The organism is Clostridium sp. N3C (genome assembly GCF_900095445.1).
Taxonomy (GTDB): domain Bacteria; phylum Bacillota; class Clostridia; order Clostridiales; family Clostridiaceae; genus Clostridium_AU.
Map to the genome: position 1 here is coordinate 19,922 of NZ_FMJL01000002.1, position 13,048 is coordinate 32,969.

A 13,048-nucleotide genomic window follows, 5' to 3' on the forward strand; every position below is an offset into this window, starting at 1 on the left:
TTTAAAAAAATGGTAAAATTAAAAAATGGATAAAATTTACATATTTTTTTCATCAACTAGAAGGAATTTTTTTAACTTTGTCGAATTAGTAATTTGTTAAGATATGTAATCAAGTTTTGAAAGGAGATTAAATATGGAAGAATCTAAAATATCAGTTCTTATAGCCGATGATAATAAGGAATTTTGTAACATTTTAAATGATTATTTAGCAAATCAAAGAGATATCATCGTTACCGGTATAGCAAAAGATGGAATTGAAGCTATTAAGCTAATTTCTGAACATAAACCTGACTTAATTGTATTAGACATAATTATGCCTCATTTAGATGGTCTTGAAGTTTTAGAAAGATTAAACGCTATGGATTTAGATCCAAAACCAAGGATAATTGTATTATCTGCTGTTGGACAAGACAAAATAACTCAAAGAGCTATAACTTTAGGTGCTGATTATTATGTAATTAAGCCCTTTGATATGGATGTGCTTACAAAGAGAATTAGACAGCTATTCAATAACACTATTTCTAGCGACGAAGTAAAGAGAAGCATTGCAGTGGATGAACCTAGAGAAGTAAAAGTTACTCACAAGGAACCTATGGATTTAGAAACTGAAATTACAAATATAATACATGAAATCGGAGTTCCTGCACATATTAAAGGATATATGTATTTAAGAGAAGCTATAACCATGGTAGTAAACGACATGGAACTTTTGTCAGCAGTAACAAAAGAGTTATATCCTTCAATTGCTAGAAAGTATAATACGACTGCTAGCAGAGTAGAAAGAGCTATTAGACATGCTATTGAAGTAGCATGGGGAAGAGGTCAAGTTGAGACTATAAATAAGCTATTTGGCTATACTATTCATAATGATAAGGGTAAGCCAACAAACTCAGAATTTATAGCTATGGTAGCAGATAAATTAAGACTTAAAAATAAGGTAAGTTAACATATCAACTATAATTTGAGAGGCCTTACTTTTATAAGGAGCCTCTTTTAAATTATATAGACTGAGTATTGATTTTAATAAAAGTGATAGGCATAAATACTTCCATCGGCAGCTCAGTTGGATTAATAAGTAATTTATTAAGCTTTAATAAGGAGGCAGATAATATGGATTATTCTGAAAAAACCTTAAAAGAAGAAAGGGTATTTAACGGTAAGGTTATAGGTGTGGTTGTACAAGACGTAGAGGTCTTTAATGGAAAAGTAGCAAAAAGAGAAATAGTTAGACATCCTGGCGGGGTAGCCGTACTAGCACTAACAGAGTCAAATAAGATATTATTTGTGGAGCAATATAGAAAAGCAATAGATAAGCATCTTTTGGAATTGCCAGCAGGAAAATTGGAAAAGGGGGAAGATCCCAAAGCATGTGGTATTAGAGAATTAGAAGAGGAAACAGGTTATAAGGCGGAAAAGTTCACTTATTTAGGGAAAATAGTAAGTAGTCCTGGTTTCTGTGATGAATATATTTATTTATATAAGGCAGAAAAGCTTTATAAAGGTACTATTGGTGGAGATGAAGATGAGTTTATTGATATAAAAGAATTTTCTATAGAAGAAGTTAAAGAAAAAATTAAAAGTGGTGAAATTATAGACGGAAAAACTTTAGCAGCTCTCTTACACTATTTCTTAGACATATAATTATCATAGGAATATATTCTCCTAAGGTGTCATAAATATTAAGTGAGATTATTCACCTAGTGTATAAAAAGATACACCTTAAGGAGGAAAAAGTAATGAGAAAAATAAAAGCAAATACGAATGTGACAAGACATTTTCAAGAAAGTATGTGGCTCTATGTAATTACACTAATCTGTCTTTTTACAGGAATTGTTTTAGGAATTTACACCGTAAGATATATGGGAGACATGGAACGGCAGGATTTGATTAACTATTTCCTTAGTTTTAAAAATAATTTGAATTCAATAAAAGTAGATAGCAAGGCTGTTTTGCTTCAAACAATTAAAAGTAATTTACCAATTATAATAGGGTTGTGGATCTTAGGTCTTACTATTATAGGAATACCTGCAATATTGATTATTGATATCATAAAAGGATTTTCACTAGGATTTTCTCTTACAACTATATTTTATGGTTTAAGCTATAAGGGAATATGGTTTACAATGCTAGGAATACTTCCTCAAAACATAATTTATGTGCCTTGTATAATAGTTTCCTCAGTGCTAGCCATGAAGCTTTCTTTGTTTAAGTTAAAAGATAGAGTAAATAAGCAAATGAACTATAATAAAAGTTATTTCTTTGATTATTCTATAACCTTTCTAATAATAACCCTTATTATGATTTTAGGGTTTATATACGAAGCCTATATTACACCTAAAGCTTTGCAGAGCATAGCAATGTTATCAGGGAGTGTTTATGCTTAATGATAAAAAAAGATATAGTTGGCTTCATAATTATATATATAAAGTGTTTACTTGCTTTGATTTTGTTAGGTTATTTATTGCCTAAATTTTTTGATTATCTCTTGTTTTATTTTTTTAAAAGAAATGTTATTTATAAGAATAGTATATTTGTAGTTGATATACATAATAATATTAATATATTTCAATATTATTACAACGCATTTAGGACTTATATAACTTATTAGAATTGAGAACAATAAATTAATTTTATATAATAAAGTGAGAAACTATAGAATAAGTTGGTAGGTGTATTTATGAATGAGCTCATTAATAAATATTTAACGTACATAAGTGAAGATAAACGCTTAAGTTCAAATACAATAGATGCATATAGGCGAGATATAAGTAGATTTGATAAGTTCTTGCAGTACAATAATGTTACTTTTGAAGAAGTAAATAAAATAACTATTATGAATTATATAGATAATTTAAGTCAAAAGGGTAAGAAGCAATCCTCTATTGCTAGAAATGTAATATGTTTAAGAAATTTTTATAAGTTTTTGCTTAAAAAGGGATACATAGATCATACTCCTGTAATAGACTATGAAATTCCAAAATATAAAAGAAACACACCGGAAATATTAACTATAGATGAGGTTAATAGATTGCTATCTATGCCAGATACTAACACTGTTAAAGGTATAAGAGATAAGGCTATGTTGGAGATGATGTATGCTACTGGAATAAAAGTAACTGAAATGTTAAATTTAACTGAAAGTGATATAGATTTAAGATATAAATATTTAAAATGTAAAGGTACAAAGGGTATGGAAAGAATTATACCTTTAGGAAGCTATTGTGTTGAATGCATGGACAAGTATCTTAAGGTAAGAGAAGAGCTCAATGTAGATGGATTAGATTATCTTTTCTTAAATAATAGAGGCGGAAGAATGACAAGGCAAGGCTTCTGGAAGATAATTAAGTATTATGGGAATAAGGCTAATATTAATAAAGAAATAAATTTGTATACCTTAAGACATTCTATAGCAGTTCACTTAATAGAAAATGGTGCAGATATGAGATCTTTAAAGGAACTATTAGGATATAAAGATATATCTGCCGTTCAAATGTATGTAGAGGTAATAGAAAAAAGAAAGTTAATGGAAGTTTATAAAAATACTCATCCTAGAGCATAAAAGCAGCTTGGGCTGCTTTTATTTTTTTGTGATAATATAAGGCTTATTGGAAAAAATAAAGGTGAGAGGAGGATTAGAAATGAAGAAAAAATTTATTAATATTGTTATGTTCTGTTTAATAATTACTTTATTTATAAGTTCTTTTGGTATAAGGGTAAAGGCGGAAGGGGAAGGAATAAAAGTTGAAGCAAAATCCGCAGTATTAGTAGAACCAAACAGTGGTAAGATTTTATATGAATATAATTCCCATGAAAAATTTGCACCAGCTTCCGTTACTAAGATTATGACTATGCTACTGGCAATGGAAGCTATTGATAGTGGAAAAATAAAGATGAGTGATAAAGTAACGGTAAGCGAGAATGCAAAAAAAATGGGTGGAAGCACCATGCTCCTTGATACAGGAGAAGTTAGAACAGTGGAAGAGCTGTTAAAGGGAATAGCAATAGCTTCCGGTAATGATGCGGCAGTAGCTATGGCAGAGTATTTAGGTGGAAGTGAAGAGGCCTTTGTAAATATGATGAATGATAAAGCAAAAGCTCTTGGGATGAAGGATACATCCTTCAAAAACTGTACTGGTTTACCAGAAGAAAATCATTATAGCTCCGCATATGATATATATTTAATGTCTAGAGAGCTATTAAAACACCCAGCTATATTAAAGTACACTGGAACTTATATGGAAACCATAAGTGAAGGTAGAAAAACTCCAATAGAATTAGTTAATCATAATAAATTGGTAAGATTCTTTAAAGGCTGTGATGGTTTGAAAACAGGCTTTACTAATGAAGCTAAATACTGTATTTCAGCCACTGCCACAAGAGACGGAGTTAGAATGTTAGCTGTAATTATGGGAGCTCCTACTTATAAAATTCGAAATAGAGATGCTAGTATGTTGCTTAACTATGGTTTCTCAAAATTTGAAAGTAAGCAGATTGTAAAGAAAGATGAAGAATTAGAAAAGGTTCCTTTAAATAAAAGTGGAGACAAGTTCTTTATAGTAAAGGCTTCAGAGGATTTAACTATTACACTTGAAAAAGGTAGTGCTAACAATATAAGTAAGAAGGTGACGATTGATAACAATAAAAAAGAGTATAAAAAGGGAGAAATAATAGGATATTGTGAATATTACAACAATGGAGAACTTATAGGTAAAATTAAGGTTTATTGTGATAGAGATGCTAAAAAGTCTTCGGGATTTTTTGAAAATTTGGAATTTAATTTTAAAAATCTATTTAAACATTCCATATAATATAGCTTAGAATATACTAAAAGCAAAAACTTCACCTTTGTAAAGTACCTAAAAAATGATAATATTAATAGGTACTTTATATGGCGAAGTTTTTGCTTTCTTGTTTAACTATAGTAATTATATGGTTTTAATGATATATTATTAATATGATTGAATAAATTTTATGCTTTCTGTTACAATATCAAAGGGGGTGACAGCACTGTGGAATATAACATAAAAATTTCTGATTTAAACTTTGAAGGTCCTTTCGATTTACTTCTTCACCTTATAAAGAAAAACGAAATGGATATCTACGATATAAAAATTTACGATATAACCAATGAATATTTGAACTATTTAAACCAAATGAAAGAAGTAGATTTAGAGATAACCTCTGAATTTATAGTTATGGCATCTACCTTATTGGAGATAAAATCTAAAATGCTGTTACCTAGAACTAATGACAAGGAAGAAGAAGAAGGAGACCCACGAGCACAGTTAGTGGAGAAATTGTTGGAGTATAAAAGGTTTAAAGCTGTAGCAGCTTATTTTAAGGAAAGAATAGGGGATACGGGCTATTTATTTAGTAAGAAGCCAGAAATAATTGACGATAAGGCTATAAATAAAAATGATGAAGACATTTTTAAGAATATAACAATGTTAGATCTATACAATTTATACAATGATTTAATAAATAGATATAGGAATAAAAAGAACCAAAATAATACCTTACCAGATCATATACCTGTAGATAAATATAAGATTGAAGATAAGATGGTTGAGTTAAAAGCTAAAATTCAAAGTGGATATAAGTATAAGTTTACAGAGCTAATACAGCTTTGTGAAAGCAAGATAGAAGTAGTAGTTTCATTTTTAGCTTTGCTGGAACTAATAAGAGTAAAGAATGTTAAAGTGTATCAGGAAGCTAATTTCAAGGAAATTTATATTGAAAGGGTGGAAACTAATGAGGAAAGATGAAATCCTACAGACTGAGATGAAAGAAATTTCTAATAAAGATAAGTACTTTTCCATTATAGAATCCCTTCTATTTGTAAGTGGAGAACCTATGAAATTAAAGCAAATTGCAGAGATTATAGAATGTAGTGTAGCATATACAAAAAAGATTTTAAAAGAGATGATGTTTAATTATGAAGAGAGCAATAGAGGCATTAAATTAGTAAACATGAATGATGAGTATCAATTAGTAACCAAGGCAGATAATAGTGAATACGTATTAAAAATATTAAAAAATAGCCATAGACAAGCTCTTTCTCAAGCATCCTTAGAAACCTTAGCTATAATTGCCTATAAACAACCTATTACAAGAGTAGAAATAGACGAGATAAGAGGGGTAAAAAGCGAAAGTGCAATAAATAGGTTGTTGGAGAAAAATCTTATAAAGGAGGCAGGAAGATTAGATGCTCCAGGAAGACCTGCTTTATTTGCTACTACAGACGAGTTTTTAAAACATTTTAATCTCCAAAATATAAAAGAATTGCCCTCTATAGAAAGCATAATTGACGAATATTTAGATGAGGATGATACCGGTAATAATAAAGATGAAGTAGCAGCAGAAAATGAATCTTTATAAACCATAGCATTGAACTTTCTAATTTTATAATTATGAATTTTAAGCTTCTTCTTAAAATCACTAAGAAGAAGCTTATTCTTTATACTTGTATCATGAAGTAAACTTAATAGGCTAGTGTAATAACGTTAGTAATCTAGAAAACTTTTTATATACTATCGGATGTGGTATTGTAATTTTCTCCCTTTACCTTATCTTTATTGTTGTCATCTTTTTTATTTTTATTATTTCCTTTTATTATATCAAGAATTTGAGGAACTGAATCAATTAGTCTGTCACAAGTGTTTTCGTGATCTACAGATAGCAGTCTTACAGAATCACCTTTTATTACAAGAAAAGCAACAGGTCTAAGGGATACACCAGCTCCGCTAGCACCTCCAAAGGGTAATTTTTCATTTCCTTCAAATTCTTTTTTTTGATTAAATTCGCTACCGCCAGAAGCAAAGCCAAAGGTAACCTTTGATATAGGTAAAATAACTGTACCGTCCTTTGTTTCAATGGCTTCTCCAACGATAGTATTAACATCGATCATATCTCTAAAGTTTTCTAAGGTGCTTTCCATTAAGCCTTCAATAGGATGATTATTCATAATATATTCCCGATTATAGGGGAATTCACCTCCTTAAAATACGTATATGACAAATATCATATATATAATTTTTGCTAAATTGAATGAGATTATACAGTTTAACCTAAAATTAAACATGGCATCATTATAGTGAGGAACTATTTTATAGTTATATTCTTTAATATTGAGCAAAAAAGAAAACTGATTATACAGTATACTATTAAGTCCGTGTAATAGAGCATAGCTAATGGCGGTGGTAGCTGCATCTTCAAAGCCATAATTTAAATGAAAGTTTATTCTTGCCGATAGTTTATGTTTTTCGTTGGAAATCTTATATAGTATTTTTCTTATGTTGCTAGGCAAAAAGTTTATTAGCTTAAATTCAGAGTTTTTTGCTGTCTTTGGATTTGGCTTATGTTTGGATACCTTTTTTTTTAGATTTAGTTGTTTATTAAATATATAAACATGAAACTTTCCGTCTTTATAAATTATAGTTAGTTTTATGCTCAAGGGAAAAAAGAGAATAATGATTACAATAGCAATCCAGTAATACATAAAACACTCCTCCAGAGTTGAATAACATTACATATTATAACCATTAATAAGAAAATATATCATAAAAACCTTAATAATAAATTTGAAGTAGAATTTAATAAGGTTATTTCGGTGAAAATTACAAAAAATAAAATAGTAATACGAAGAAAAAGTGGGGTGTTATATTTGTGCAAGAGGAAGAAAGTTATTTGTCTACTATTGCTCTTATTTAATATTCTATGTATTTTTATTCCTGGCAAGGAGGTTAAAGCAGAACCTAATGAAAAAACTAAAGTTCCTGTAGTATATGCTAGAAATGCAATAGCAATAGATGCTAAAAGCAAGAGGGTTCTATATGAAAAAAATGCTCATGTTATAACACCTATGGCTAGTACAACTAAAATTATTACTGCTTGTGTAGCTTTAAGATATGGAGATTTAAATAAAAAAGTAACTATAAGTTCTAGAGCCGCTAGCATCAGAGGTTCTGTGGTAGGATATAAAGAAGGTGAGCAGGTAACTATTAAAGAATTGCTTTACGGACTGATGCTGAAAAGTGGTAATGATGCAGCTATAGCTATAGCAGAAGGTATATCTGGTAGTGTAGATGAATTTGTAAAATTAATGAATGAATATGCTACAGAAATTGGACTAGTAGATACTCATTTTGAATCACCGCATGGTTTAGATAGCGCTAATCATTATACTACTGCATATGACTTAGCTATAGCAACCGCTCATGCAAAAGAAATTGATGAGTTTAACAAAATTGTAGCTACAAAGGATATAGATGGAAGCAGTGAGGGGTTTAGTAGAAGCTTTCATAATATTAATAAGATATTATGGCAAATACCAGGAGCTAATGGAGTAAAGACAGGTTATACAGGGCAAGCTGGTAAATGCCTTGTAAGTTCTGTAAAAATGGATGACAGTGATATTATAATAGTCGTAATAAATTGTCCTGGTAGGTGGAAGGAAACAGCAAAGATCGATGATTATATAAAAAATACCTATGAGTTTAAAAAGATAGTGGAAAAAGATCGAAAAATAAAAAGTCTTACTGTGGAAAAATCAAAGGATAAATTGAATTTGAAAAGCAAGACAACAATAAAGATACCAGTAAAAAAGGGAAGTAAGGTAGAGGTTAAGATTAAGGTGCCTAAAGAAATAGAGGCACCGGTTTATGCTAACCTGAAATTAGGAACTATAAACGTATATGAAGATAAAAAACTAATTTATACTACTCCGCTTTATTCAGAAAGTGATGTTAGGAAAAATAAAGGGATATTTAGATGGCTTAAATAGGTAAAAGAGGAGTTAATGACTCCTCTTAAAATATTTATACTAATTTTTGATTCATTACATCTGTTAAATTTAGTTTTTGAATTTTTGATTTTATTGCTTCTAGGTCTGTGGTATATAATCCAAGGTCAACCATTCGTTTGAAGTATTCTGCACCGGCAAAGGTATAGCGATTTCTTCTTCCTTCTTTAGTGGATAATTTATAGTTAGCATAGGTGATTAAATCACCTAAGGCAATGGATCTAGGAAGAATTAATAATGGCATACCAAGAGCATATCGAACAGCATTATGACCTGCTAGGGAACCGGTAGCTATGGCCTCCGTATGACCTACAAATAAGCCAGCCTTTTCTCCTCCTACAAAGAGATTGTCTAAACCTTTCACCTTCATATCATCACTACGGGGTGCTACAGATAGGTAACGGATGGAATTTCCTTTTCCTCCTGCATAGGGATCTACATATTTAGCATGTTCTAATCCTTTGATTTTTCTTAATTTATTTAAAGGGTAATGAGATGTCATCAATTTAGCATGACCAGTATCTAGCAATATGATATTTTCTGCGAATTCTTTTAGTGCATATTGTTGACAAACTTTTAGTTTTAGTTTATCTAGATTAATGTCTTCAGAAGGTACCTTTAATACTACCACGCCTTTTTCGTCTAGTTCTTTAACAATTTCATCAGATAAGCTATCCTTAGCTAATTTACAGGAACCACTGAAAGCGCCGAAAACATCATCTTCTCTTTCTCCTTGTAAGTCATCAATACCAGCTCTAGCACTTATGCTAACTCTGGGACCAAAAGCTGGACACCTTAGCACACACATAGAGCAGCCGTTACCATATCTTAAACAGTTGCCCATAGGTCCAGTAGAACCAGTAGTTTCAACAAAAACATCACCTTCATAAAAGCTTCCATCGGATAAATAAATTCCTGTAATTTTATTTCCTGATTTTTCTACATCTACAACCCTTGAAAGCAGACAGATATTTACTCCTATATCTTTTAAATAATCGGTTACAGCCCGTTCAACTTTGTTTACATCATATAGCCAAGCATGCTTATGCCCTGGAAATTGTATATTCTTATGTCTGCTTAATTTATCAGTAATATTTATTAAGTCTCCAGCACCTATAGCTATTAATTCTTCAGAGGCAGTAAATCTTCCGTTGTTTCTCATAATGCCACCAACATTACCTAAACCTAGTAGCATATCTGTTTTCTCAAATAGTGTAACATCAGCTCCTGCTTTTTTTGCAGTTATTGCAGCGGCGCAGCCTGCCCAACCTCCTCCAATAATAAGGACCTTCATATTAATCTTCTCCCCTCGAATAATTTTTTTGGTTCAGTCTGAACTTTACATAGTCGCTTAACTACTCTTCCTTTATATCGTGCACTACAGCTACCACAAACTCCTTCTCCACAACACATTTTTGCATTATTGCAGCAAGAGGTTTTTACTCTATCATTTACATATTCTACTATCTTTAAATTCAATATATCTGCTCCATCGCAATGTATAAGGTTAATTTTTTCTTCTTCTATAGCCTTATCTATTATTTTTTTAATTTCTTCTGTAAGCTCGCCTTTTTCTAAGGTATTGCAATTAATAACTTTACAATCATATTGAATTAAATATTCTTGTACAAATGTATTCTTAAAATTAGCATTATCTAAAACCACAATTAACTTGTTACCATTTGAATATAACTTCTTTAATACTGGAATCATAGGTGCTTGTCCGATACCTCTGGCCACTATTAAAGACGCTCCATCTTTAGCAGCGTATATATTTTTTAAACCAAATATTCCGTTCCAAAAGGGAGCTCTTATAAGCATATCTTCATTTTTTTGAATAGTATTTATAGTTTTGGTTTTAATACCCTTAATTTCTATAGCAACTTTTATCCAATTTTCTTCTGTATTTACGTCCATTATAGAAATAGGGGTATCATAAAATTGACTTGTTTTAGGACTTCTCATAAAAATATAACTACCGGGATGCATTAAATCTTGAGCTATTTTGTGAGTAGTGAGCAATGTAAGAATTATTAATTTATCTTCTAATACTTTCTTTTCTAAAACTTTGCAAAAATATGTTTTTCTTTGGTTTTTTGCTTTTTTTCTATTCCAAACATATTCTTGGTAGATACATACACCCTTCCAATTTATGCAATCGCAAAAGGTTTTTCCGGATAGTTGTGAACATAATATACATTGACCAACTTCTGCCAGATGACAAGGACAAAATTCAGTTCCCGCATCAATGCAATCCGTTACCTCGTAATTCATTTTTAACCTGCCTTTCTTCCATTAATAACCTTAAGTTAAAAACATTACTATACTATTAAACTATTTATTTTCTTTAATTTTGTTACTGTAATAACAGGTAAAAATGTTCTTAGAGTTATTTTAGAAAATCTAAAACTGATGGAATATTAATTATTTATTAGTTAAACATATTTTAAAATATAGGCAATAATAAAGGTAAAAATTTAACTATAAAACTGGTAAATGAAAACTGTTATAGGAAAATTTTATAACCAACTATCTATTTTATGTATTAACACTTTACACTGAAAGTTAAGTATAATTCAATTATAAACTAATTGACATAAAGAGATTGTACTTTATATAAATGGATAAAATAGTAGTTAATAAATGTACAACCTCTGTATATCAAGAAGTGAGTGAATCTAAATAATCAATTTTATGAAATAGAAAATTGATGATAGTTGTAAATGCTATAGAAGAATGATTTACTACTCTTGTATAACATAGGACATATTAGTAAGATAGGATTATTAATATAAAAAACCATATAAAACAGATATGAATAATAATAAATAAATTAATATATATCAATATTAAAAAAATTTATAATAATAATAAAGGAGGGTCTATAATGACAGAAAAAAAATACAAATTTGACACAATACAAGTACACGGAGGTCAGAAACCTGATCCTACAACAGGGGCAAGGGCAGTACCTATCTATCAAACAACATCTTATGTTTTTAATGATGGAGATCATGCTTCAAATTTATTTAATTTAAGAGAGACTGGTAACATATATACAAGAATAACTAATCCAACTAATGATGTTTTTGAGCAGAGAATAGCAGCTTTGGAAGGAGGAGTAGGGGCATTAGCTGTAAGTTCAGGATCTGCAGCGATAACCTATTCTATATTAAATATAGCTGGAACTGGTGATGAAATAGTTGCTGCTAGTACACTTTATGGTGGAACATATAATTTGTTTGCAAATACTCTTCCTAAATTAGGAATTAAAACAATATTTGTTGATCCAGATGATCCAGAAAATTTCAGAAGTGCTATAACAGAAAAAACAAAGGCTATATATATAGAAACTATAGGAAATCCAGGAATAAATATTATAGATATTGAAAAGGTAGCTAACATAGCTCATGAAAATAGTATTCCATTGATAGTTGATAATACCTTTGGTACACCTTACTTAATTAGACCTATTGAATATGGAGCAGACATCGTTGTTCATTCTGCTACAAAGTTTATCGGTGGACATGGTACAACTTTAGGTGGAGTTATTGTGGACAGTGGAAAGTTTAATTGGGCTGAAAGTGGAAAGTTCCCTGGTTTCACTGAACCAGATCCAAGTTATCATGGACTTAAATATTATGAAGCTTTAGGTCCTTTGGCATATATTACAAAGGTAAGAGTACAGTTGTTAAGAGACACTGGAGCAGCTATAAGTCCATTTAACAGTTTTTTATTGCTACAAGGTTTAGAAACTTTATCCTTGAGAGTTGAAAGGCATGTATCCAATACTAGAAAGATTGTAAATTATTTAAAAGAGCATCCTGCTGTAGCTTGGGTAAATTATCCTGAACTTGAAGGTAACAAATACAAGAAGCTAGCTGAAAAGTATTTTCCAAAGGGTGCAGGCTCCATATTTACCTTTGGAATAAAAGGTGGTCTTGAAGCAGGAAAGAAATTTATAAATAGTCTAGAATTATTCTCATTGTTAGCTAATGTAGCGGATGCAAAATCTTTAGTAATTCACCCTGCAAGCACTACTCATGCACAATTATCTGAAGAAGATCAAATAAAGGCAGGAGTAACTCCTGATTTAGTAAGATTGTCCATAGGTATAGAAGATGTAGAAGATTTAATTGCTGACTTAGATCAGGCTTTGGAGAAAGCTACTAAATAATAAAGAGTTAGTAAGATTAAATCACATATAAAGTAAAAAGCCGTAGGAGAGTTGAGTTTCTTACGGTTTTG

13 protein-coding genes are annotated in these 13,048 nt (G+C 30.4%); 9 read left to right on the forward strand and 4 right to left on the reverse strand.

Annotated elements, in window-relative coordinates; translation table 11 throughout:
• Positions 1-133 precede the first annotated feature (133 nt).
• The 7 genes from spo0A (at position 134) to scpB (ending at position 6,378) form a co-directional block, all read left to right on the forward strand.
• A complete protein-coding gene (spo0A, locus tag N3C_RS00845; RefSeq protein WP_074364172.1) occupies positions 134-946 on the forward strand; it encodes a sporulation transcription factor Spo0A in 813 nt (270 codons plus the stop codon).
• A gap of 164 nt (positions 947-1,110) precedes the next feature.
• Entirely contained in the window at positions 1,111-1,641 is a 531-nt protein-coding gene (locus N3C_RS00850) for an NUDIX hydrolase (RefSeq protein WP_074364173.1), read from the forward strand.
• 95 nt (positions 1,642-1,736) lie between these two features.
• Positions 1,737-2,384: a stage II sporulation protein M gene (gene spoIIM, locus N3C_RS00855; protein WP_074364174.1), complete on the forward strand. Its 648-nt coding sequence runs from the start codon at positions 1,737-1,739 to the stop codon at positions 2,382-2,384.
• A 293-nt stretch (positions 2,385-2,677) separates the two neighbouring features.
• A complete protein-coding gene (locus tag N3C_RS00865) occupies positions 2,678-3,559 on the forward strand; it encodes a site-specific tyrosine recombinase (protein WP_074364176.1) in 882 nt (293 codons plus the stop codon).
• A 79-nt stretch (positions 3,560-3,638) separates the two neighbouring features.
• On the forward strand, positions 3,639-4,808 hold the full coding sequence (locus N3C_RS00870) for a D-alanyl-D-alanine carboxypeptidase family protein (RefSeq protein ID WP_074364177.1): 1,170 nt from the start codon (positions 3,639-3,641) through the stop codon (positions 4,806-4,808).
• Positions 4,809-5,009: 201 nt separating this feature from the next.
• Positions 5,010-5,765, forward strand: a complete 756-nt coding sequence (locus tag N3C_RS00875) for a segregation/condensation protein A (protein ID WP_074364178.1) — start codon at positions 5,010-5,012, stop codon at positions 5,763-5,765.
• A complete protein-coding gene (gene scpB, locus N3C_RS00880) occupies positions 5,752-6,378 on the forward strand; it encodes an SMC-Scp complex subunit ScpB (RefSeq protein ID WP_074364179.1) in 627 nt (208 codons plus the stop codon). Before N3C_RS00875 ends, scpB begins: the two co-directional genes overlap by 14 nt.
• A 145-nt stretch (positions 6,379-6,523) precedes the next feature.
• Here scpB and ytfJ read toward each other — a convergent pair whose 3' ends face one another.
• The gene (gene ytfJ, locus N3C_RS00885) at positions 6,524-6,964 is read right to left on the reverse strand and encodes a GerW family sporulation protein (RefSeq protein ID WP_074364180.1); all 441 of its coding nucleotides are present in this window, start codon (positions 6,962-6,964) and stop codon (positions 6,524-6,526) included.
• A gap of 33 nt (positions 6,965-6,997) precedes the next feature.
• Positions 6,998-7,498: a DUF2953 domain-containing protein gene (locus N3C_RS00890; protein ID WP_074364181.1), complete on the reverse strand. Its 501-nt coding sequence runs from the start codon at positions 7,496-7,498 to the stop codon at positions 6,998-7,000.
• Between the two features lie 165 nt (positions 7,499-7,663).
• Here N3C_RS00890 and N3C_RS00895 point away from each other — a divergent pair, with 165 nt between their 5' ends.
• The gene (locus tag N3C_RS00895) at positions 7,664-8,782 is read left to right on the forward strand and encodes a D-alanyl-D-alanine carboxypeptidase family protein (protein ID WP_074364182.1); all 1,119 of its coding nucleotides are present in this window, start codon (positions 7,664-7,666) and stop codon (positions 8,780-8,782) included.
• A gap of 34 nt (positions 8,783-8,816) precedes the next feature.
• On the opposite strand, the gene N3C_RS00900 is transcribed toward N3C_RS00895, so the two are convergent.
• A complete protein-coding gene (locus tag N3C_RS00900; protein WP_074364183.1) occupies positions 8,817-10,094 on the reverse strand; it encodes an FAD-dependent oxidoreductase in 1,278 nt (425 codons plus the stop codon).
• Positions 10,091-11,074: a sulfide/dihydroorotate dehydrogenase-like FAD/NAD-binding protein gene (locus N3C_RS00905; RefSeq protein WP_074364184.1), complete on the reverse strand. Its 984-nt coding sequence runs from the start codon at positions 11,072-11,074 to the stop codon at positions 10,091-10,093. Before N3C_RS00905 ends, N3C_RS00900 begins: the two co-directional genes overlap by 4 nt.
• Positions 11,075-11,687: 613 nt before the next feature.
• On the opposite strand from N3C_RS00905, the gene N3C_RS00910 reads away from it, so the two are divergent.
• Entirely contained in the window at positions 11,688-12,977 is a 1,290-nt protein-coding gene (locus tag N3C_RS00910; protein ID WP_074364185.1) for a homocysteine synthase, read from the forward strand.
• Positions 12,978-13,048 lie beyond the last annotated feature (71 nt).

Bases quoted from the DNA above. Each gene is read 5' to 3' on its own strand.
- spoIIM (WP_074364174.1), top strand. From the start codon at position 1,737: ATGAGAAAAATAAAAGCAAATACGAATGTGACAAGACATTTTCAAGAA.
- N3C_RS00870 (WP_074364177.1), top strand. From the start codon at position 3,639: ATGAAGAAAAAATTTATTAATATTGTTATGTTCTGTTTAATAATTACT.
- N3C_RS00905 (WP_074364184.1), bottom strand. From the start codon at position 11,074: ATGAATTACGAGGTAACGGATTGCATTGATGCGGGAACTGAATTTTGT.
- scpB (WP_074364179.1), top strand. From the start codon at position 5,752: ATGAGGAAAGATGAAATCCTACAGACTGAGATGAAAGAAATTTCTAAT.
- ytfJ (WP_074364180.1), bottom strand. From the start codon at position 6,964: ATGAATAATCATCCTATTGAAGGCTTAATGGAAAGCACCTTAGAAAAC.
- N3C_RS00865 (WP_074364176.1), top strand. From the start codon at position 2,678: ATGAATGAGCTCATTAATAAATATTTAACGTACATAAGTGAAGATAAA.
- N3C_RS00850 (WP_074364173.1), top strand. From the start codon at position 1,111: ATGGATTATTCTGAAAAAACCTTAAAAGAAGAAAGGGTATTTAACGGT.
- N3C_RS00900 (WP_074364183.1), bottom strand. From the start codon at position 10,094: ATGAAGGTCCTTATTATTGGAGGAGGTTGGGCAGGCTGCGCCGCTGCA.
- N3C_RS00890 (WP_074364181.1), bottom strand. From the start codon at position 7,498: ATGTATTACTGGATTGCTATTGTAATCATTATTCTCTTTTTTCCCTTG.
- spo0A (WP_074364172.1), top strand. From the start codon at position 134: ATGGAAGAATCTAAAATATCAGTTCTTATAGCCGATGATAATAAGGAA.
- N3C_RS00910 (WP_074364185.1), top strand. From the start codon at position 11,688: ATGACAGAAAAAAAATACAAATTTGACACAATACAAGTACACGGAGGT.